Origin of the sequence: Bradyrhizobium sp. (genome assembly GCF_035570375.1) — a bacterium.
Classification (GTDB): domain Bacteria; phylum Pseudomonadota; class Alphaproteobacteria; order Rhizobiales; family Xanthobacteraceae; genus Bradyrhizobium.
Map to the genome: position 1 here is coordinate 15,290 of NZ_DATMLW010000124.1, position 20,167 is coordinate 35,456.

The window sequence follows — 20,167 nt, forward strand, 5'->3', positions numbered from 1 at the left end:
CGGAAATCGGAGCACTAGTGCGGTGAATTTGAAGTTCCTATCAGTTTTGCTGCAGCCTCGTCATAGGAACTTCAAATTCAAAAACCGCACTGGAAAACATCAAGTTACCAGTGCTCCTTATGATTCCGAAGTTCGCATCAGTGGTCGCCGCGAATGTTTGCGAACTTCGGAATCGGAGCACTGGCCAGTTGACGCAGGTTGGATGTGAGGTTTCGGGACATCCCAAGCTATCACGACAAAGGCATCACAGGAGCGCGACGAATGGCCAGCCCATTCTATACCGTCGAACACGAAGCTTATCGCGAGGTAGTGCGCCGCTTCGTCCAAAAGGAGATTGAGCCCTACGCCCATGAATGGGATGAGGCGGGCGGATTTCCGCGCTTGCTCTATGAGAAGGCCGCCGAAATCGGCCTGTTGGGCTTGGGCTTTCCGGAACAGTACGGCGGCACAGAGGTCGACAATTTCATGTGGATCGTCGCGGTGCAAGAACTGGCGCGCGCCGGCGCCGGTGGCGTCAGCGCCAGCCTGAAGAGCAATTCGATCGGCGCGCCGCCGATTGCGCGTGCCGGCACCGCGGAATTCAAGGCGCGGGTGCTCCCCCAGATCTTGTCGGGCAAGAAGATTTCCGCGCTTGCGATCACTGAGCCGAGCGGCGGCTCCGACGTTGCCAACCTGCGCACGTCGGCACGCCGCGACGGCGATGTCTATGTCGTCAACGGCGAGAAGACCTTTATCACCTCCGGCATGCGTGCCGATTATATCACCACCGCCGTACGCACCGGCGGGCCCGGGCCCGGCGGCGTCAGCCTCCTGGTGATCGAGGGCGACACGCCTGGGCTCTCGCGTACGCCGCTGAAGAAAATGGGCTGGTGGGCTTCGGACACCGCGACCTTGCATTTCGACAATTGCCGTGTGCCGGTCGGAAACCTGCTCGGGGAAGAGGGCGGGGGTTTCAAGATCATCATGCACAATTTCAACAGCGAGCGGCTGACCATGGCGGCCGGCTGCACCGCGGCGGCGCGAGTATGCCTCGAGGAGGCGATGGAATACGCCAAACAGCGGCACACTTTCGGCAGGCCACTGGCGCAGCATCAGGTGATCCGGCACAAGCTGGTCGACATGGCGCAGCGGGTCGCGGCGTCGCAAGCGATGCTCGAAATGCTGGCGTGGCGGCTCGATCAGGGCGAAAGTCCGGTCGCCGAAATCTGCATGCTCAAGAACCAGGCGACGCAGGCCATGGCATTCTGTGCCTCCGAAGCCGTGCAGATTTTTGGTGGTGCAGGCTACATGCGCGGCATCAAGGTCGAGCGCATTTACCGCGAGGTCAAGGTCAACGCGATCGGTGGCGGCAGCGAGGAGATCATGAAGGATCTGGCCAGCCGGCAGATGGGGTTATGACAAGAGGATAAGATGCTCTTCACCGCCGATCACGAAGAAGTCTGCCGCGAGCTGCAGAAATTCATCGCCATCGAAATCAACCCGTTTGTCGATGAATGGGAGAAGGCGGATATCTTCCCTGCACACGAGCTGTTCAAGAAGCTCGGTTGGGCACGCTGCCTGGAATGGATCAGAAGTGAAAAGAATCGAGAACAAGGGAATGACGGATGATTACGCTTTATCATTGCCGCGCCGCGCGCTCGTTCCGGCCGCTGTGGATGCTGGAAGAGATGGGGTTGCCCTACGACCTCAAAATGCTGCCGTTCCCGCCACGGGTATTCGCCAAGGAGTACCTCGCGCTCAACCCGCTCGGCACCATTCCCCTGATGATCGACGGCGAGACCAAAATGACGGAGTCCTCCGGCATCTGTCACTATTTCGGCGAGAAATATGGCCCGACGCCGCTGATCGTCGGCGTCGACGAACCGGCCTATGGCGCGTTCCTGAACTGGATGTATTTCAGCGACGCCACGTTGACTTTTCCGCAAACGCTGGTGCTGCGCTACACTCAGCTCGAACCGCAAGAACGGCGCAATCCGCAGGTCGCGAGTGACTACGCCAAATGGTTCCTGGGGCGGCTGCGGGCGGTCGAGGCCGCTACCGCCAAAGCCGAGACGCTCGCCGCCGACCGGTTCACGGCGGCAGATATCGCGGTCGGTTTTGCCCTGCGGCTCGCCGAAAATATCGGGCTGGCGAAAGATTTTGGACCCAGTGTCGCCGCTTACTGGCAACGCCTGCAGCGACGCGATAGTTACCAAAGGGCAGTCGCCGCGGAAGAACTCGCCAGCGAGCAGCAGAAGGTAGGAGTCGCGCGCGAATCCTAGGGCTACTCCGTCATCTTTTTCCGGGATGCTTGGCAGCGGTCCTCGGATGGGCAATTGCGCATCGGGAGAATCGCGAGATGCCGCCTCGATGCTTCGCTTCGCCCCCGAATGACGCTATCCTGGCCCGAGCACAGAGGCCGAAAAGAGCCGCGCGAGGAGGTTCGACGATGGGCGACAAAAGCAGCGAAGCCGGCCAATTGATGCTGATTACACCCGAACGTGTCTTTTACGCGGGCCTGCTCGGCCGTCCGCGCCAACGCTGCTTGGGCGCCTTTCTCGTTTATGTTGCAATCAAGGGTGGTCTTCAGCTGGCAGCCGAGGGTGCGGCTGAGGGCTACAGCGAACTGGCCGTGGTGCCGCCGAATCTGCGGCACAGCATCGCCAGCGACTATCGCTCCGTAATTTGCATTCTGATCGAGCCCGAAACTGTCTGCGACGGCGCGTTCGAATTACTTGCAAAGCGGCTGTCGTCAACTCAACGCCAATTCTTCGTGGAGCGCCTCCGCGCTGCTTACGAGCAATTGCGGCATCAGCCATGCACCGGCGATATCGTCAGTGCCGCGTTTGACATCATGTGCTTTGGCGAAGCACTGCCACCGCGGATCCTGGATGCGCGGGTGGTGCAGGCGATTGCGCAAATCGGCCGGTTTTCGGGCGATCCTGTCACGGCGGCAAGCTGCGCGGCGGTGGCCGGATTATCCGCCTCGCGCTTCCTGCACCTGTTCAAGCAGCAGACCGGTATCTCATTTCGTTCCTTCCGGGCCTGGAAACGTGCGCGGCACCTGTTGCACTTCGCCAATCAGGACCATAACCTCGCGCATCTGGCGCAGGAAATCGGCTATCCCGACTCGACCCATTTCAGCCACTCGATCCGGCACTTTTACGGGCTAAAGCCGCGAGCGATCTTCTCGGGCTCCCGTAACCTTGCGATCTACCGCAGCGGCTTGGTGGGAGCCGGCAATAGCGCGTGGACGCAAGAAGCCGGATGATGTCGGTCGCATGATCCGAAGACCCTCAGGTGGAAATTTCAAGAGAATCAAAGCGGCTCCATGAGCGACAAGGCTGTCATCACTTGCGCGTTGAACGGCGTGCTGACCGACCCGAAGCAGCATCACGTCCCGGTAACACCGGAGGAGATGGCACGTGAGGCCAAGTCCGCCTTCAATGCCGGTGCCAGCGTGATGCATATCCATTTGCGCAAGCAGGCGCAGGGCGAAGGGCACCTTCCATCCTGGGAGGTAGCGGTATCCCGCGAGATCCAGCAGGCGATCCGCGAGGCCTGCCCGGGCGTGATCATCAACCACACCACGGGGACGTCAGGGCCAAATTATCAAGGCGCGCTCGATTGCGTGCGCGAGACCAGGCCGGAAATGGCTGCCTGCAACGCCGGCTCGCTGAATTATCTCAAAGTAAAGGCCGACAACACCTGGGCCTGGCCGCCGATGATGTTCGATAACGCGGTCGAGAAGGTGCAGGATTATCTCAACGTGATGAAGGCAGCAGACACGATTCCGGAGTTTGAATGTTTCGACGTCGGCATCGTGCGCTGCGTCGGGATGTATCGGCAGACCGGCATGTATTCCGGGCCGCTGGAATATAACTTCGTTATGGGGGTTGCCTCCGGTATGCCGGCCGATCCCGCATTGCTGCCGATCCTCTTGAAATTAAAATTACCCGAAGCCCACTGGCAGGTCACCGCGATCGGACGCGCGGAAATCTGGCCGCTGCACCAGCGTTGCGCCGAACTCGGCGGTCATTTGCGCACCGGGCTCGAAGATACCTTCTATCAGCCCGACGGAACCAAGGTGACGTCTAACGGCCAGCTGATCGAAAGCATCGCGGCCTGCGCACGCCGGGCGGGGCGTGAAATCGCGACCCCGGCGGAGGCACGGCAGATTTTTGGGATTCTCCACTAAGCCATCGGGCGAACCCGAAAAATGACGGAGTGAAACGAGCTTTGCTGAACGCTTCGCGAAAGGGGCCAGGCAGCAGCGAAAAGTGTGTTCGGAAATGGCCGTTATAGAATCAACGATCGCGCCCGGCAGCGACGCCTACAAGGCCAATCGCGCCGGCATGTTGGCGCTGATCTCGCGGATGCGTGCGCTCGAAGAGCGAACGCGCGCGGCTTCCGCCGCCGCAAAGGACCGCTTTCACAAGCGCGGGCAATTGCTGCCGCGCGAGCGCGTGGCGCTTGTGCTCGATCCCGGCGCGCCCTTCATCGAGCTTTCCACGCTCGCAGGTTACCGGTTCGATGTGCCCGATCCCGAAAGGAGCGTTCCCGGCGGCGGGGTGATCGCCGGCATCGGGTTCGTTGCCGGCATCCGCTGCATGGTCAGCGCCAACGACGCCGGCATTGATGCCGGCGCGCTGCAGCCTTACGGCCTCGACAAGACGCTGCGGGTGCAGGAACTGGCGCTGGAGAACAAGCTGCCTTACGTCCAGCTGGTCGAAAGCGCCGGCGCCAATCTTCTGCGCTACCGCGTCGAGGATTTTGTCAGGGGTGGCAACATCTTTCGCAATCTGGCGCGACTGTCGGCGGCAGGCTTGCCGGTGGTCACGGTGACGCATGGCTCGTCCACGGCCGGTGGCGCCTACCAGACCGGGCTGTCGGATTACATCGTGATGGTGCGCGGCAGGACGCGGGCGTTTCTCGCCGGGCCGCCGCTGTTGAAGGCCGCGACCGGGGAAATCGCCACCGAAGAGGAACTCGGCGGCGCCGAGATGCACACCAGGATTTCCGGGCTTGGCGACTATCTCGCCGAGGACGATCGTGATGCGCTGCGCATCGCGCGCGAGATCATGGCCAATCTGGAGTGGGACCGACCGGTCTGGGGCGAAGCCTCGCATCGTCCGCCGCGCCATGACCCGGAGGAGTTGCTCGGCATCATGCCGATGGACCACAAGCGCCCTGTAGACATGCGCCAGGTGATCGCGCGAATCATTGACGATTCTGATTTCACCGAGTTCGCCGCCAATTATGGCCCTGCCACGGTGTGCGGCCATGCCCGCGTTGAAGGGCAGGCGATCGGGATCATCACCAATAACGGCCCGCTCGATCCCGATGGTACCAACAAGGCGACGCATTTCATTCAGGCCTGCTGCCAGTCGCGCACGCCGCTGCTGTATCTGAACAACACCACCGGCTATATGGTCGGCAAGGCCTATGAAGAGGCCGGGATGATCAAGCACGGCTCGAAGATGATCCAGGCCGTGACCTCGGCCACCGTGCCGCAGATAACGATCTATTGCGGCGCGTCCTTCGGCGCCGGCAATTACGGCATGTGTGGACGCGGCTTTCATCCGCGCTTCTGTTTTTCATGGCCCAACGCCAAGACCGCGGTGATGGGCGGCGAACAGGCCGCCGAAACCATGGCAATCGTGACCGAGGCGGCTGCGATCCGGCGCGGCAAGCCGATCGAAAAGGAAAAACTCGATGCGATGAAGGCGCAGATCATCGGCGTGTTCGATGGCCAGATGGACGTGTTTTCGACCAGCGCCCGCGTGCTCGACGATGGCGTGATCGATCCGCGCGACACAAGGGCGATATTGCGCGAGGTGCTGGCGATCTGCCGCGAGGCCGAGGCGCGCATCCCGCAACGCATGCAGTTTTCGGTCGCGCGGCCATGAACAGACCGATGCGCCTTACGACGTTCCGCAAGATCCTGATAGCAAACCGTGGCGAGATCGCGCTGCGGATCATGCGCACCGCGCGCCGGCTCGGCTATGGAGTGGTCGCGGTCTATTCCGATGCCGATCGAGATGCGTTGCATGTGCGCGAGGCGGATGAAGCCGTCCGGATCGGCGAGGCGCTACCGGCGCAATCCTACCTCAATATTGGCGCGATCATCGCCGCTGCCAAATCTAGCGGCGCGGATGCGGTTCATCCGGGCTATGGCTTTCTCGCCGAGAACGAGGATTTTGCGCAAGCCTGCCACGATGCAGGTTTGGTGTTCATCGGGCCGTCGCCGGAGGCCATCAAGGCGATGGGCAACAAGGCCGGCGCCAAGGAGATCATGCAGGCCGCCGGTGTGCCCTGCGTGCCCGGTTATCAGGGCGTGGACCAGAGCGAAACCGTGATGCTGGCCGAGGCCCAAAGGATCGGCTTCCCCGTCATGATCAAGGCCGTTGCCGGCGGTGGCGGGCGCGGCATGCGGCTCGTCGCGGATGCAACAGCTTTCCTTGATGCTTTGCGCAGCGCGCGCTCCGAGGCGCAAAGCGCGTTCGGCAGCGCCACGGTGATCCTGGAGCGCGCGATCATCGATCCCCGTCATATCGAAATTCAGGTATTCGGCGACGCCTTTGGCAATGCCATCCATTTCGGCGAACGCGACTGCTCGGTGCAGCGACGGCACCAGAAGCTGATTGAAGAAGCGCCGTCGCCGAAGATCACCCCGGAATTGCGGGCACGCATGGGTACTGTTGCGGTAAACGCGATCAAATCGATTGGCTATCAGGGCGCCGGCACCCTGGAATTCCTGCTCGACCAAAAAGGTGAATTCCATTTCATGGAAATGAATACGCGCCTGCAGGTCGAGCATCCCGTCACCGAAGCGATTACCGGTCTCGACCTTGTCGAACTGCAGTTGCGCGTCGCCAGCGGCGAGCCGCTCGGGCTTCGACAGGAGAATATCCAATTCTTCGGCCACGCCATCGAGGTGCGGCTGTGCTCGGAGGATGCGGCCCATGACTTCATGCCGCAGTCCGGCCGGATGGCGGTGTGGCAGATGCCGGACGGACTTCGCGTCGAGCACGCGCTGCGATCCGGTTCGGAGATTCCGCCGTTCTATGATTCGATGATCGCCAAACTCATCAGCCACGGCGCCACCCGCGATGAGGCGCGGCGCCGGCTTGTTCACGGCATCGAACAAACCGCCGCGTTCGGCGTGACGACCAATCAGGCATTTCTATCCGCCTGCCTGCGGCACGCGGAATTTGCCGCCGGTAGGGCGACCACCGCTTTCATCGGACAAAACCGCGGTGATCTGCTTGCCCCGCGCAAGGCCGCGCGTTCGGATGCAGCCTTCGCGGCACTACTACTCTACGCCACCGATCCTTTCGCGCCGCCATGGCAGAGCGGACGGTCGCTGGCGGCCACGTTTCCTCGTCCCGCCCGAGTTGAACTTGATGATGCCCTTTACGATATCGAGATCATGGTGGAACGCGACGGCGGTTATGCGGCGCGTCTCGATGGGACGGAGTACAGGTTCGAGATCGATGAACTCGGCCGCGAAGCCATTCGTTTCCGCAGCGACGGCCTCAGCGGATCGGCAAGGTTCTTCCGCGAAGGTGATCGCCTTTATATTTTGCGCCAGGGCATCACGGTTTCGGTCCGCGATGTCACAATGTCAGCGCCGGCTGCGGTGGGGGCAAGCAGCAGCGACGGCAGGATCCGTGCCGCGATGAACGGCCGCGTCGTTGCGGTTCTGGTCAAGGAGGGAGAACCCATTGCGGCAGGTCAGCCAGTCATTACGCTGGAGGCCATGAAAATGGAACACGTTCATTCTGCACCGATTTCAGGCACGATTTCAGTGGTCCAAGTTATAGAAGGTGATCAGGTGATGACCGGAAGGATTATGGTCGAGATCGAAGCCTCGTTCGCGTAATTTTCTCTTTGGAGCAGGATGCGCAATCACTGGCGCAATGATAAACTACCTCAATCCTGATTGCCTGCCACATCAACTCGAGGAGAACGTCATGGCCAGAGGTGTGCAAAGGAGCAATCGAGAGAAGAAGAAACCAAAAAAGGAAAAGATCAAGACCATCGCGGCGGCACCGGGCCAAAAGGGTGCAACGGCGAGTTGGCAGCCCAACCAAGGCTCTGACAAAAAGAAATAGAAGATAACGGTTCGTTGTCCGCGCGGCTTCGGAGGATCCTTCGGCGGCGAAACCTCGTGCCGAACGATCGAACGGGCAGCCGGCTCGATTGGATGTCGGGGGCTACGAGCAGCGAGGCCGTTGCGGCCATTTTTGCGACTTTCTCTACCCGGCTTTCTGCCCCAACTGGAAATTGCCGTCTTTGACGCGCTTTTCCCGGCAGCAGGCAGGTCGCGACTTCCTGGTATCAGGTCAGCGGAACGTAATCGTATTCGCCGACGCCCTGCAGAACCAGGAACGTCAGCGACCTGGTCCCGGCATTGGTCACCAGATGCGGTCGCGCTGCCCGAACTACATAGACTTCGCCAGATCCGAGATTTACCTCTTCCTTCGGATCTTGCAGGAAGAGCCTCAGCTGTCCATCCAGAACGTAAAAGGTGTCGGAGATGTTGCTGTGGCTGTGCCAAGGCACCTTTTGCGTCGGCGAGAGTTGCAACTCCATAATACGAAAGCCCGGGCGCGCGGCGTGCTGAACGCGGCGTTCAACTTCATAAAGATGACTAGCATCGCGAATTGATTGGCCTTGATTCATTTCAGCCTCCTCGAATGATTGTGGCGGGCCGGCAGTCCATTTCTTGTGTATTACAACGCGCACCGGAAAGATGCGAATAGTGCGACGGCATGCACTCCATTGATTGGCCGGCCTGGGTCGAGTTGGAATGCCGTGCCAGGCAATGCCGTCGTGATCAAGGCATCGTTGAAGGGAGGGACCCGTGAACATTGCCGTTATCTGCACCGCCTTGCTCGGTGTATTGTTGTTCGGCCTTGGACTCTACGTTTCGATCCTGAGGTTTCGCCTTGGACAGAATATCGGGCACAACCCAAACCCGGTACACCCGCTCCACCGGGCGGTCCGCGCCCACGGCAACACGGCTGAATATGTGCCCTTTCTTGGCCTGCTGTTCCTCTGGTTCGCCGCGCGACCGGCACCAAATTGGATCGAGGTCACGATCGCAATCGCAACTGGCGCGAGATATCTGCTGGTCGCGGGGCTGTTGTGGGGCAAGTCGCTGGAGAAGCCGAACCCCGCCCGGTTTCTCGGCGCGCTGCTGACCTATCTCTGCGGTTTGGCTCTGGCGATCGGTTTGACGGTCTGAACTGACAAGGGCGACGCGCTCGATGCGACAATTTGACTGATCGCGAAGGCGTACACCTTGTGGACATGGCACGGCGCACGCAGATGCTCGGAGGAGAACTCAGCTGGCTTGCAACAAGAAACAGTGGGCCTTCAATAGAGCGGCCCAATGGAGACTAAAAATGCGTTGGATAGTTTTGAGCATTCTCGTCGCAGTCATTGCCACCTTGACGATTCAAATGGCAACTGCAGCCCCGCGTCGCGCCCCGAAGGCAGCGCGCGCGCCTGCACCCGTAACTCAGCAGTTTCGTGACGCCTATGGCTCAGTGCCCAAGGCGGTTGGCACCAAATCCTGTGACAGAATCTGGTGCTATGAAGACTGACTTAAGGGAATGCGCGCCTTTCCGGCGACTTGTCTGTCGTTCGATGTTGCGGCGAACAATTTCGATTTGTTTTTTCTATGGGATCCGTACATCTTGATGTCTTGATCAGGCGGGAGCAGTCGGGTCGCCTGCAACTTGGACCTAGCCTGGTTTGGCGGTCGCGACTGCCAACAGGGCGGTTTCGGCTTTGCTGATATGCCGCTCCTTGTGGCGCAGCACGTAAAAGGACCGCTTCGCGAGCTCAGTATCGATTTGAACCAGCGTGTTGGCCTTCAGTGATTTCTCGACCACGAGATCCGAGAGCGCCGTTGCGCAAAGACCCGACTCGACGGCAGTCCGTATAGCTTCGTTCGAAGCGAGTTCAAGCTGAACTGCCAGATCGGACAAGCGCAGCCCGCGTTTTTTCAATGCCCGTTCAAACATGTCGCGAGTGCCGGAGCCCGGCTCGCGGAGTATCCATGGCGTCTGGGTCAACCAATCGGCGGGCAACTTTCTGTGTTTCGCGAAAGGGTGGCGCGGCCCGATCACCACCACCAGGGCATCGCCATCGATCCGTCGGGCGGATAGCGCTGCATCATCGATGTCGCCTTCGATGAAGCCGATATCGGCCAGGCCTTCCCGCACGTCGTTCGCAACTCGTTCCGTATTGGCTATTCTGACAGTGACGTCTATGCCGGGATGGGCAGCCTGAAAGGCCTGCAACCGTGGTGGCAGCCAGTAATTGGCGACAGTCTGGCTGGCTGCAACTACAACCTTTCCGCCCTTGAGCGCCGTGATATCGCGCAGTGTCTGCTCCGCGCTGCGCGCACGTGCCAGCACGGCGCGCGCTTCTGAAAGAAAGGTGCGGCCGGTGTGCGTCAGCACGATGCCGCGACCAATGCGGTCAAACAGTTTGATGTCGTAACGTTCTTCCAGCGAAGCAATGGCTGCGCTGGTGGCCGATTGGGTCAGGTTCAGCTCGCGGGCGGCCTGAGTGACGTGCTGTTTCTCTGCGACCGCTACAAATATCCGGAGCTGTTCGAGCGTCATGATCTTGCTACCCCGTGAGTTTGATCAATGTAAGACTGAAAGTCGCGATGAAAAGGAAGGCAAGGGCACCCAGTATGGCCGGCCGGATTCCTTTTGCGCAGAGCTTGGCGATATCGGTCTCCAGGCCCATGGCGGCAAGCGCGATGGAGAGCAGAAAAGCGGTAAGGGTGACAATCATCTTCCGGGCTTCAATGGGAATATCGATGATGCTGTTCAAACCGGCGATGGCGATAAAGCCGATAACAAACCACGGGACGGGAGGTCCGGCGGTTTTGGCCAAAACGCTGCTCGCTGACCGCGATTTCATGTTCAGGGCGAACACCACCGGCGCGAGCAGCATGACGCGAGCCAGTTTGACCATCGTGCCGATTTCGCCGGCGCGTTGACCGTTCTGGAAGGACGCAGCCATAACCTGGGCGATTTCATGGATCGACGCTCCGCTCCAGAGGCCGTAAGTTTGGGAATTAAGGTGCAGCAGGCGGGGCAACAGAGGATAGGCAAACATCGCGATTGAGCCGAATATCGTGACGCACGCGATGGCGTAGGCGACATCCTCGTCGTGCGCGTCTGTTACTGTATTGGTTGCGACGATGGCAGAGGCCCCGCAGATCGATGTGCCTGCCGCGATCAGTTCGGTGAGCTTCCTTTCGACGCCCAACACCCGCCCGGCCCGGACGGTGAATGCAAAGGTGGCGACCAAAGCGATCGCCGTAATCAGTAATCCCTTCGGGCCCACCGAGGCGATCTGGGTGAACGTGATCTGAAATCCGAGGAGTATGATGGCAGCGCGGAGCAGGCGCCTCATGCTGAAGGCGATGCCCGGTTGCACCGCCGGCGGAGTTCCGATGACATTGCGAAATGCCATCCCGAGCATGATCGCCAGGATCATCGGGCTGAAAGCGCCGAGCCCGTGAATTTGTCGCATCAGGAAAGCGGCGACGGCTATCGCGCCGGCGAGCGCTACCCCGGGCAAAATGGCGACGGCGGATGGCAGACGCCGCGCGGGAGACGAATTGTAGTTATCTGAGGCGATCGTCATCGAAGGGCTCCTGTGGCTCGCTTCGAATATGACCTCTCGCGACAAATTGATCTAACCGATTGTTTATATCATTCTAATCGGTAATTGCGATCAAATCTACCGCTGCCTTGCTCATTTTGAGTGGCGTCTGAATTTTGCGGTGCGGGTCGATGGAGCGTCGGCTACGAGCGCGTCGTGGTTTCGCCGCCGCGGGGTGACGATCTGCGCCGCCAGCTGCCGCCGTGCTCAAATCAAGATTTCTGTTTGGTGGGGTTCTGTAGCGCCCAACACGATGCTGAGGATTTTCTAACTACCGTGAGGCTGGACGAGTCACCTGCGGAATAGTCCTACCACGCCGCCAACTACGTGGTGCACGGCGCCGCCGACCGCGCCGATTGGACCGCCGACACCACGCGAATAGTGAGCACGGCGCCCGGCACGACGGCGATCTGAATGGTCGGATTTGCCGCTCTCCGTCGCGCCTTCGCTCAGCAGCGCCTCGTGCTGGGCGGGGTTGAGGAAGCCCGTCTTAGGATAGGCGTGTTCCTCCTGCCAGCGCCCGATGGCGTCGCGGGTCGAGTCGTCGAACTTTCCGTTGATCCTGGTATCGAACCCGAGTCTGGTCAGACGGCGTTGCACGTCGCGACGTTTCGTCTTGCTCAGACCGATCCGATCTTCAGTTCGCCGGTTGGTCACGTCGGCGATGGTCGCCGAGTCGACGGACGTCGGCGTCTCGCGCGGGGTGGTGTTCAGACCCGCCTCGGCAGAATACGCGCCGCCGACGATTCCCAGGACCGACAATGTGAGGATCAAGGCGCGCATGGCCCTTGCCTGACGCTGAAGTCTACCGACGATTCGGTTTTTAGAGGTACACCGTACCGTCCCGAACTTCAAACCTTCCGATCGCAAGCCAACTGTTTTCCGTCACATTTGTTCCACAGCTTCGATTGTTATGTTACGCCGCAGTGCACGCCCGGCCACAGATACCAAATCCATCCGCAGGCGACGGATTCAGCGGCGCTCGGGCCTCGGCCAACTGCCTTGGCGTTTGCCTTTCTGACTACCTTCTTCCACCCAGACGAGGGAGCGAGCGAGGACACGTGCCACAGGAACGGCCTTCCACGTGTGACCTCGTGCGGTCAGGATACCTGGCGCGCTGCCTCCGGCGGCAAAATCCCGTTCCGTTCGCGCTGCGCGCCCGCGCCGACCAAGTCCTTAAAGATTCCGTTAAAATGAACGAAATTTGACCCGCGACAGAACGCCTTGGTTAACCAATGGTTTACCGACACGTTCGTACCTTCGACGCGGGCGCGATCTCGCGCAGATCAAGGGCGGCGCAAACTCACATGATGATGGACAAGACAGCAGGCAACAGGGCGATCGCGCTGGGCGATCCGGTGCCGTGGTTCAATTCGCCGCTCGTAACCGGCGGCGGCTTCGATCTGCACGTCAGCGCCGGACGCTGGGTGATGCTCAGCTTTCTCGGCTCGCCCAGAAATCCCAGAGCCGGCGAGGAGCTGGCAAAGCTGCTCGAAAATGCGCAAGTCTTCCGCGAAGATCACCTCGTCGCCTGCTTCGTTTTGAGCGAGCCACCACCCGATGTGGCACGGCTTGCTGCGATCAGCAGCAATGCCCTGTTCTTCCTCGCCGACTATGACGGGGCGATCAGCCGTTCGTTCGGCGTCGCCGCGGACGCCCCGCGCACCATCGTGCTCGATCCGATGCTGCGCACGGTTGCAGACATCGGTTGGGATTTTCCGCAAGGACACGCGCCAACCGTCGCCAGCGTCCTGCGCGGCCTTCCAGGCGTGGACGACTCCGCCGGCGTTCCGCTTTTCGCTCCCGCCCTGATCGTGCCGCGCATCTTCTCGTTCGAGCTCTGCGATTTTCTGATGCAGTTCTATCAGGACATGGGCAGTGCCGAGTCCGGTTTTCAGATCGACGTCGACGGCAAGACCAGGACCCAGGTCGACTTCAGACTGAAGCGGCGCAGCGACGTCGGCGTCGTCATCCCCGAGGTCCGCACGCTGGTCCGCGATCACGTCGTGCGCCGGCTCGTTCCGGAGATCGAACGTCATTTCCAGTTCAAGGCCACGCGCATGGACCGCTACATCGTCGCCTGTTACGACGCCGATGTCGGCGGTCACTTCCATCGCCACCGCGACAACGTCAATGCGGGTGCGCGTCATCGGCGCTTTGCGCTGTCGATCAACCTCAACAATGATTTCGAGGGCGGCGACCTCATCTTTCCGGAATTCGGACGGCGGACCTACCGGCCGCCCGTCGGCGGTGCGATCGTGTTCTCCTGCGGGGCCCTGCACCAGGTCCTCCCCGTGACACGCGGCCGGCGCTTCGCGTTCCTGGCATTTCTCTACGGAGAAGACGATGCAAGGGAGCGCAAGACCAACAATGCGAAGCTGCACGACGGCGAGCAGCAGTATCTTGGCGATCAGGACCGGCTGTTCCCCGAGCAGGCCGAGCCGCAATTGGCTCCGGCGTAGTCCTTGAGCGTCGCAAACAGGCATCGCAAGAACATGCGCCTGCGCAAATCCAGCTTCGTGCATCAGATCGATGTGGCACCGAACAACGTTCTGCTCGTTCACGCCATCGGCCAGCTCAAGTTGAAGGTCGACGACGAACTCGGCCGGCTGATGCAGTATTTTTCGGATTGGCGCGAATTTCCGCAAGACCTCGCCGAAGTGAGGAAGCTGCTTCCCTATGAGGATCACATCATTGCCGGGACCATCAGTGCGCTGCATGAACGAGGGCTGTTGACCGACAAGAGCGCCGAGGAGGAACTCGCCGACATTGCCCGAAAGCTTGGCCCTACACTCGGGCGCGACCCGGAAGAGCTGCTCGATCGCTATCGCCGCGAGTTGAAGGAGGGCACCAGCGACTACTGGGCCGTGACGGCCTCGCAGGCGGTCGCTGACATCGGGCGCGAAAAGCCGCGGCTCGACCTCATCCTGCTCGGGGACTGCGACATCCATATGGAAGCCGACTTCCTGCGCCGGGAGGCGGAGCAGCGCGGCTACGATCTCCGCGTCGCGGCAACCGCGCCCGATGACTTTGCCTTTGCCGCCGAACACCGGCACGACGCAATTCTGATCGGCGCGTTGCACGCGCGCCACTTCATCACCATGCCCGAGCAGGCCGGCGGAGAACCGCACGAAATCTATATCGCGCAGGCCAAGAACAATTTGTTGCGGCTGCGGGAAAAGACCTCGGCGCCGATTCTGATCGACAATCTGCCCGAACCGACCGTACAGCCACTCGGCATCGCCGAGCGCGGGCGCAGCGGACATCGCAACCGCTTCCGAGCGGCGAACGTAGCACTCGCCGAACTCGCCGAGCTTATTCCCGACGTCTACGTGGTCGATATTGCGGCTTCCCTTGCAGGGGCGGGCAGCATTCCGCTGCTCGACGACTGGCAGGTGGGGTTCACCCATATGGGCTCGCCCGGCTGGATGCTGCAGCGTCCGGAACGAGAGAAGGCCGCCGTCCACGATCTGATGCCGGAAATGAAAAGCCTGGTCGAGTTTGTCGGCGGCAATCCCTATCGTCGCGAAGCCGTCGTCGCCAGGACGCACATGGATACGCTGGTCGCGGTGCTGGGCCTGAGCCGCAAAAAATGCGTGATCGTCGATCTCGACAACACCTTGTGGCCGGGCGTGCTGGCCGAGACCGGCGCACCTTTTGCCTGGGAGCCATCGATCAGCGGTGTCTTTTCCTTCGTCGGCCTCTATTTCGGGCTGCACGAGGCGCTCAAGTGTCTGAAGAAGCGCGGCATCGTGCTTGCCTGCGTCAGCAAGAACGACGAAGCCGTGGTGCGTGCGCTCTGGAAATATCCGGACAGCTATCCGCGCGAGCGCCTCCTTACGCTCGACGATTTCGTGACCCATCGCATCAACTGGAACGACAAGGTCGACAACATCCGTTCGATCGCCGATGAACTCGGCTTTGCGCCCGAGGCATTTTTGTTCGTCGACGACAGCCCGATCGAGCGCGAGCGCGTGCGGCAGCGGTTGCCCGAGGTCGAGGTGTGGGGAGAGGATCTTCTAACCTTGCGCCGCGCTTTGCTGGACGACCCCCGGCTGCAGGTCGCCCGCGTCACCAACGAATCGTCGAGGCGGACCGAGCTCATGAAGGCCAGGCTCGGGCGGGCGCGATTGCAGGCCGAAGCCGCCGACGAGGAGAGCTATCTTGCATCCCTGCAGATCAAAATCCGCATCGAGCGCCTGGCGGCCGAGGCCAATTTCGATCGCATCGATGAACTGTTCCGTCGCACGACGCAATTCAACGCGACGGGGCGCGTGTTTACGGCTTTGCAATTGCGTGAGCTTGCAGCGGCTGCCAATGTGAGGATTTTTGCCCTTCATGTCTCCGACCGCTTTGCCGATCACGGTTTGGTTGGCGCGGCCGTGATCGAGAGTGGCGCCATCATCGGGCTCGTCATGAGTTGCCGCGTGCTCGGGCTCGGCATCGAGCACCGGTTCGTCCAGCATGTGCTTGAATCCGCAGGCAGCGATCATTTGACCGCAACCATCGTTCCGACCGGGCGAAACCTTCCGGTGCGAAATATCTATCGCGACAACGGATTCGTTGCCGAGGGCGATCATCTCTGGCGCTGGCAACGCGCGCCGGCTGCTCCTGAGCTAGTGCGGTGAGTTTTCCTATCAGTTTTCTCAGTAACCTCTTCATAGGAACTTCAAATTCAAAACCGCACTGGAATCATATATTTGCTAGTGCTCTTTTGATTCCGAAGTTCGCATCAGAGGTCGCCGCGATAGCTAGCGAACTTCGGAATCGGAGCACTAGTGCGGTGAATTTGAAGTTCCTATCAGTCTTCTCAGCAACCTCTTCATAGGAACTTCAAATTCAAAACCGCACTAGAATCATATATTTGCTAGTGCTCCTTTGATTCCGAGGTTCGCATCAGAGGTCGCCGCGATAGCTAGCGAACTTCGGAATCGGAGCACTAGCGGCCGCGGCGACCTGAGCTGTAGGGCCAGGGGTCTTCGCGCCACTCAAGCTGATCGCGGGCTCGACTCTGATCGGTTGAACAGCAGGCGACTTTTCTGGCTGGTCGCAGCGCGAATTGTCGATCGAAATCTCTCTCAGGTCATCTCAAGCACGTTGTACGCCGCTACCGGACGGTGCAAACCCTTGAGCGTTAGCTCACCCATGGCTTCCGCCGTTGCCCTGCCGTCGAGCGCCGCGCGCACCTTGCTGTCGACCAAAATCTGGCCGTCGCGCGCCTCCGCACAAAGACGGGCAGCGAGATTGACCACGGTCCCCATAGCGCTGTATTCAGAACGGCCTTCGAAACCGATCGCGCCGAGGGTCGCATATCCGTGTGCGATGCCCATACCAAAACCAAGTTCGTAGCTTTCCCGGCGCCATTTACTTGATAATTCCGATAGACGACCTCGCATCGCGACCGCCATCTGGACAGCTCGCGCGCACGGATCGGGACAAGGAATCGGATCTCCGAAAATCACCATAATTCCGTCGCCCACGAATCTCTCTAACGTGCCTTCAAACTCATGGACAAGAGAGCCCAGGGTTGCGTGATACTCTCGCATCACCGTCATCACCTCCTCGGGCTCGGCGATCTCCGAAAAGGCAGTAAATCCCCGCAGATCACAGAAGGCTATCGTCACCTGACTGCGATGGCTCGCCAAGGCATCGTGTGACGAAGAGGAAAGGACGAGTTCTGCGATTTGTGGTGAAAGGAAACGTTTCAGGCGGCTGACCCTTTCAATTTGAACGACTTGCTCGGCAACGCGTTGCTCGAGCATCCTATTCCAGGATGCGAGTTCGGCTGCCTGGGCTCCGACTCGATCATGCAGTTCCTTGATTCGGAGCATCGAGCGCACACGCGCAACGAGAGCAGCGTGGTCGACCGGCTTTGTCAGATATTCGTCAGCGCCTGCGTTGAGGCCAGTGACGATGTCTTTTGAATCAGCTCGCGCCGTAACCATAATGATTGGAACAAATCCCAGCGAGCAGTCGTCCTTCAATCGCCGGCAGACTTCAAAGCCATCGATCTTCGGCATCATGACGTCAAGCAAGATAACATCCGGCGCAATGTCACGCGCAACTGCGAGCGCCCTCTCGCCGTCCTCAGCCTCTCTCGTCTCGTAGCCCTCAGCGTGAAGGCGTGCGACAAGAATGCAGCGATTCGTTTCGTTATCGTCCACAATCAGGATTCGGGGCGGGTCACGCATTTCTACTCCCCGTCGAAGCGCGCTGGAAACTACGTCAAATATTGATTGATCGTCTCGAGTAGTTTTCGTGCACTGTAAGGCTTGGCGACGTAGGCGTCGCAGCCCGCCGCGCGCGCCTTTTCTTCATCACCGCTAAGTGCGTAGGAGGTAACGACTATGATTGGAATATGACGGAGATCTGCCTGTGCCTTGATGCGCCGCGTCGCCTCGTATCCATCAAGAATAGGCAGTTGTATATCCATCAGGATTAGGTCGGGGCTCTGAGTTCGCGCTGCTATGAGCGCCTCTTCGCCGTTCTGCGCCTCGATCATTTCGTAACCTACGTTGGCGAGCAGATCGCGCAGAATCTGCCGGTTATCTTCCTGATCTTCGACCACCAGTACGCGCTTACTCATGTCTGAATCGCCTGCTGTTCAAGCCGGGCTGGCACCAAAAAAGAAAATGTGGCGCCATGGCCAAGGCGAGAGTCTATCCAGATGCGTCCACCGTGCATTTCTACGATGCGCTTTACGATGGCGAGGCCCAGTCCCGCGCCTCCCTTCGCCTTGGTGATCGAATTATCGAGCTGCTGAAATTCCTGGAAAATCTTCGCTTGATCGGTTTCGTCGATGCCGGGTCCTGTGTCTTGGACCGAAAATTTTAAGGACTTCCCCGTCGGCTCCACCTCGATTCGAACCTCTCCAGCATCGGTGAACTTGATCGCATTGCCAACAAGATTAAACAACGCCTGAGCGAGTCTGCGTTCGTCGCCGTGCGCGGGCGGCAGGCCCGGGGGAACGGCAACGCTCAAACCCAAATTCTTTTCGGCGGCGAGGGATTCAACGGAAATATAAACGCCCTTGACGAGTTCCTCTACAGAATAGTCGGCCAAAGAAAGTCGAAGTTGTCCGGCTTCGATCTTGGAGAGATCCAGGACATCGTTGATGAGCCCGAGCAGATGTCTGCCGTTCCGCTGAATGCGTTCGACGGCTGACCGCATTTTCTCTGAGGGTTCGCCGTATATGCCGTCTAGCAGCAGCTCCGAGAAGCCGAGTATCGCGTTGAGTGGCGTCCGCAATTCATGACTCATGTTTGCGAGGAACTGCGACTTGTGACGGCTGGCTTCCTCAAGGCTTCGGTAAAGCTGCTGCAGCTCTTCACACGTCGAATTGACGTGCGCTGCAAGCTCGCCAAGTTCGTCGTGATTGGGGACCTCGATGCGCTCGCTGAAGTCGCCCGCCGCCAATCGATTCAGACCGTGGTGGATAATGTCGACCGGATTGATCACAGATCGGTAGATCGCGTGTCCCAACACCAGCGTAAGCACCAGGCTTGCGAGCGCGACGGCGGCGACAAGGATCTGGGATTTGGCATAGGTTTGCCGGCTTGTGTCTATGCCGGCAACCATGTCCGCTTCAGCTCGGTTGACCAATTGATTGGTCAGCCGCTCGAGCGTGTCCGCGAGGGGACCGAGTTCTGCACGTTCGCTCCGTTTGGCGTCAGCCGTTCGCCCGTTGCGGATGAGATCAACGATGTGCGAGACCACCGCAATGAAGCGCGCATATTCTTCGCGCACCCGGTTGAGCAGCGCAACCTCGTCCTTTGCGACGAACGAGACGCGGTCAAGGTCGTACCCAAACTGATTGATCTGCCGCAGGGCAATCGCCAATGTCGGTTCGTCCGGAAACTCGAGAGCTGTGGACACGCCGTAAAGCTGTCGAAGCGTATCGTGCTGCATCTGCCGGTATGCCTCGATCTTGTGCTGTAGGGCTACGATTTGATTTGCTCGTTGGTCAGCTTCGCGCAGCGAAAGGAGGCCGATTACCCCAACCGAGACCAACAGCACCTCGATGAGGAGGAAGGCCATCAGCAATTTCGTGCGCAGCGAAGAGCGCAGTTTGAAGCCGATGAGATTGCCCTTCACCGGCGCAGCGTCTCGAGTTGCGAGCGACGTTGCGGCAGCGAGCGGGCGCTGACCGAGAAACGACGTCGAATCAGCCTCCAAGTTCACGTCGGACCTCGTTGAGGAATCGCCAGTTAGTCCCGTCCGCAATGATTTTCGTCGGGCTCGATTTCACCATCCCGGCTTCGCGCAGACGAAGTGCATAAAATCGGATTGTGTCTTCGGGATCGTAGTCACGCCAGCGGTTGTACGGCACGTCCGCAAGAGTCTGAACCGCATCGTCGCGGCGTTTTGTGAACCCCTTATCCACCATACGCTGCGCAACAAGGGCCGGTTCGCTCACACACAAATCCGTCGCCCGAAGCATGGCGCGAACCACACGTTTGGTAGCCACGGGATTTTTCCGGACGAATTC

17 protein-coding genes and 2 pseudogenes are annotated in these 20,167 nt (G+C 59.9%); 11 read left to right on the forward strand and 8 right to left on the reverse strand.

The window, feature by feature from the left end:
• The first annotated feature begins 261 nt into the window (after positions 1-261).
• The 8 genes and pseudogenes from VNX23_RS12970 (at position 262) to VNX23_RS13005 (ending at position 8,096) form a co-directional block, all read left to right on the forward strand.
• Positions 262-1,398, forward strand: coding sequence for an acyl-CoA dehydrogenase family protein (locus VNX23_RS12970; protein WP_325630576.1), 1,137 nt, complete (start codon positions 262-264; stop codon positions 1,396-1,398).
• Between the two features lie 12 nt (positions 1,399-1,410).
• Positions 1,411-1,545, forward strand: a pseudogene (locus tag VNX23_RS12975) (acyl-CoA dehydrogenase family protein); the annotation flags it as partial.
• A gap of 59 nt (positions 1,546-1,604) precedes the next feature.
• Positions 1,605-2,261, forward strand: coding sequence for a glutathione S-transferase family protein (locus VNX23_RS12980; protein WP_325630578.1), 657 nt, complete (start codon positions 1,605-1,607; stop codon positions 2,259-2,261).
• Positions 2,262-2,428: 167 nt separating this feature from the next.
• Positions 2,429-3,250 (forward strand): AraC family transcriptional regulator, encoded by an 822-nt coding sequence (locus VNX23_RS12985; RefSeq protein ID WP_325630579.1) that lies wholly within the window; start codon positions 2,429-2,431, stop codon positions 3,248-3,250.
• A 60-nt stretch (positions 3,251-3,310) separates the two neighbouring features.
• A complete protein-coding gene (locus VNX23_RS12990; RefSeq protein WP_325630581.1) occupies positions 3,311-4,177 on the forward strand; it encodes a 3-keto-5-aminohexanoate cleavage protein in 867 nt (288 codons plus the stop codon).
• A gap of 94 nt (positions 4,178-4,271) precedes the next feature.
• Positions 4,272-5,888, forward strand: a complete 1,617-nt coding sequence (locus tag VNX23_RS12995; protein ID WP_325630582.1) for an acyl-CoA carboxylase subunit beta — start codon at positions 4,272-4,274, stop codon at positions 5,886-5,888.
• On the forward strand, positions 5,885-7,864 hold the full coding sequence (locus VNX23_RS13000; RefSeq protein ID WP_325630583.1) for an acetyl-CoA carboxylase biotin carboxylase subunit: 1,980 nt from the start codon (positions 5,885-5,887) through the stop codon (positions 7,862-7,864). The genes VNX23_RS12995 and VNX23_RS13000 overlap by 4 nt, the downstream gene beginning before the upstream one ends.
• A 91-nt stretch (positions 7,865-7,955) precedes the next feature.
• Positions 7,956-8,096 (forward strand): hypothetical protein, encoded by a 141-nt coding sequence (locus VNX23_RS13005; RefSeq protein ID WP_325630585.1) that lies wholly within the window; start codon positions 7,956-7,958, stop codon positions 8,094-8,096.
• Positions 8,097-8,322: 226 nt separating this feature from the next.
• Here VNX23_RS13005 and VNX23_RS13010 read toward each other — a convergent pair whose 3' ends face one another.
• Positions 8,323-8,667 (reverse strand): cupin domain-containing protein, encoded by a 345-nt coding sequence (locus VNX23_RS13010; protein WP_325630587.1) that lies wholly within the window; start codon positions 8,665-8,667, stop codon positions 8,323-8,325.
• A 181-nt stretch (positions 8,668-8,848) separates the two neighbouring features.
• Between VNX23_RS13010 and VNX23_RS13015 the strand changes: the two genes are divergently transcribed.
• Positions 8,849-9,232, forward strand: a complete 384-nt coding sequence (locus VNX23_RS13015; protein ID WP_325630589.1) for an MAPEG family protein — start codon at positions 8,849-8,851, stop codon at positions 9,230-9,232.
• Positions 9,233-9,734: 502 nt separating this feature from the next.
• Here the strand turns inward: VNX23_RS13015 and VNX23_RS13020 are convergent.
• From VNX23_RS13020 to VNX23_RS13030, 3 genes are all read right to left on the reverse strand, one after another.
• Positions 9,735-10,622: a LysR family transcriptional regulator gene (locus tag VNX23_RS13020; RefSeq protein ID WP_325630590.1), complete on the reverse strand. Its 888-nt coding sequence runs from the start codon at positions 10,620-10,622 to the stop codon at positions 9,735-9,737.
• Between the two features lie 7 nt (positions 10,623-10,629).
• Positions 10,630-11,661 (reverse strand): YeiH family protein, encoded by a 1,032-nt coding sequence (locus VNX23_RS13025; protein WP_325630592.1) that lies wholly within the window; start codon positions 11,659-11,661, stop codon positions 10,630-10,632.
• 309 nt (positions 11,662-11,970) lie between these two features.
• Complete coding sequence (locus tag VNX23_RS13030; protein ID WP_325630594.1) at positions 11,971-12,462, reverse strand: peptidoglycan-binding domain-containing protein; 492 nt, start codon at positions 12,460-12,462, stop codon at positions 11,971-11,973.
• A 452-nt stretch (positions 12,463-12,914) separates the two neighbouring features.
• On the opposite strand from VNX23_RS13030, the gene VNX23_RS13035 reads away from it, so the two are divergent.
• Together VNX23_RS13035 and VNX23_RS13040 are read left to right on the forward strand one after the other, a co-directional pair.
• Complete coding sequence (locus VNX23_RS13035; RefSeq protein WP_325630596.1) at positions 12,915-14,141, forward strand: 2OG-Fe(II) oxygenase; 1,227 nt, start codon at positions 12,915-12,917, stop codon at positions 14,139-14,141.
• Between the two features lie 3 nt (positions 14,142-14,144).
• A complete protein-coding gene (locus VNX23_RS13040; protein ID WP_325630598.1) occupies positions 14,145-16,307 on the forward strand; it encodes an HAD-IIIC family phosphatase in 2,163 nt (720 codons plus the stop codon).
• 450 nt (positions 16,308-16,757) lie between these two features.
• On the opposite strand, the gene VNX23_RS13045 is transcribed toward VNX23_RS13040, so the two are convergent.
• From VNX23_RS13045 to VNX23_RS13060, 4 genes and pseudogenes are all read right to left on the reverse strand, one after another.
• Positions 16,758-17,870 (reverse strand): response regulator, encoded by a 1,113-nt coding sequence (locus VNX23_RS13045; RefSeq protein WP_325630599.1) that lies wholly within the window; start codon positions 17,868-17,870, stop codon positions 16,758-16,760.
• A 29-nt stretch (positions 17,871-17,899) separates the two neighbouring features.
• Positions 17,900-18,265 carry a response regulator gene (locus VNX23_RS13050; protein WP_325630601.1) on the reverse strand — a complete coding sequence of 122 codons (366 nt, stop codon included), beginning with the start codon at positions 18,263-18,265 and terminating at the stop codon, positions 17,900-17,902.
• Positions 18,262-19,860, reverse strand: a complete 1,599-nt coding sequence (locus VNX23_RS13055) for a sensor histidine kinase (protein ID WP_325630603.1) — start codon at positions 19,858-19,860, stop codon at positions 18,262-18,264. Before VNX23_RS13055 ends, VNX23_RS13050 begins: the two co-directional genes overlap by 4 nt.
• Positions 19,844-20,167 (reverse strand): annotated as a pseudogene (locus tag VNX23_RS13060) (ABC transporter substrate-binding protein); the annotation flags it as partial. The gene VNX23_RS13055 and the pseudogene VNX23_RS13060, both read right to left, overlap by 17 nt.

Excerpts from the sequence above, each read along its gene's own strand:
- VNX23_RS12985 (WP_325630579.1), top strand. The coding sequence starts at position 2,429 with ATGGGCGACAAAAGCAGCGAAGCCGGCCAATTGATGCTGATTACACCC.
- VNX23_RS12970 (WP_325630576.1), top strand. The coding sequence starts at position 262 with ATGGCCAGCCCATTCTATACCGTCGAACACGAAGCTTATCGCGAGGTA.
- VNX23_RS13045 (WP_325630599.1), bottom strand. The coding sequence starts at position 17,870 with ATGCGTGACCCGCCCCGAATCCTGATTGTGGACGATAACGAAACGAAT.
- VNX23_RS13010 (WP_325630587.1), bottom strand. The coding sequence starts at position 8,667 with ATGAATCAAGGCCAATCAATTCGCGATGCTAGTCATCTTTATGAAGTT.
- VNX23_RS12995 (WP_325630582.1), top strand. The coding sequence starts at position 4,272 with ATGGCCGTTATAGAATCAACGATCGCGCCCGGCAGCGACGCCTACAAG.
- VNX23_RS13020 (WP_325630590.1), bottom strand. The coding sequence starts at position 10,622 with ATGACGCTCGAACAGCTCCGGATATTTGTAGCGGTCGCAGAGAAACAG.
- VNX23_RS13000 (WP_325630583.1), top strand. The coding sequence starts at position 5,885 with ATGAACAGACCGATGCGCCTTACGACGTTCCGCAAGATCCTGATAGCA.
- VNX23_RS12990 (WP_325630581.1), top strand. The coding sequence starts at position 3,311 with ATGAGCGACAAGGCTGTCATCACTTGCGCGTTGAACGGCGTGCTGACC.
- VNX23_RS13030 (WP_325630594.1), bottom strand. The coding sequence starts at position 12,462 with ATGCGCGCCTTGATCCTCACATTGTCGGTCCTGGGAATCGTCGGCGGC.
- VNX23_RS13025 (WP_325630592.1), bottom strand. The coding sequence starts at position 11,661 with ATGACGATCGCCTCAGATAACTACAATTCGTCTCCCGCGCGGCGTCTG.
- VNX23_RS13005 (WP_325630585.1), top strand. The coding sequence starts at position 7,956 with ATGGCCAGAGGTGTGCAAAGGAGCAATCGAGAGAAGAAGAAACCAAAA.
- VNX23_RS13035 (WP_325630596.1), top strand. The coding sequence starts at position 12,915 with ATGGTTTACCGACACGTTCGTACCTTCGACGCGGGCGCGATCTCGCGC.
- VNX23_RS13050 (WP_325630601.1), bottom strand. The coding sequence starts at position 18,265 with ATGAGTAAGCGCGTACTGGTGGTCGAAGATCAGGAAGATAACCGGCAG.
- VNX23_RS12980 (WP_325630578.1), top strand. The coding sequence starts at position 1,605 with ATGATTACGCTTTATCATTGCCGCGCCGCGCGCTCGTTCCGGCCGCTG.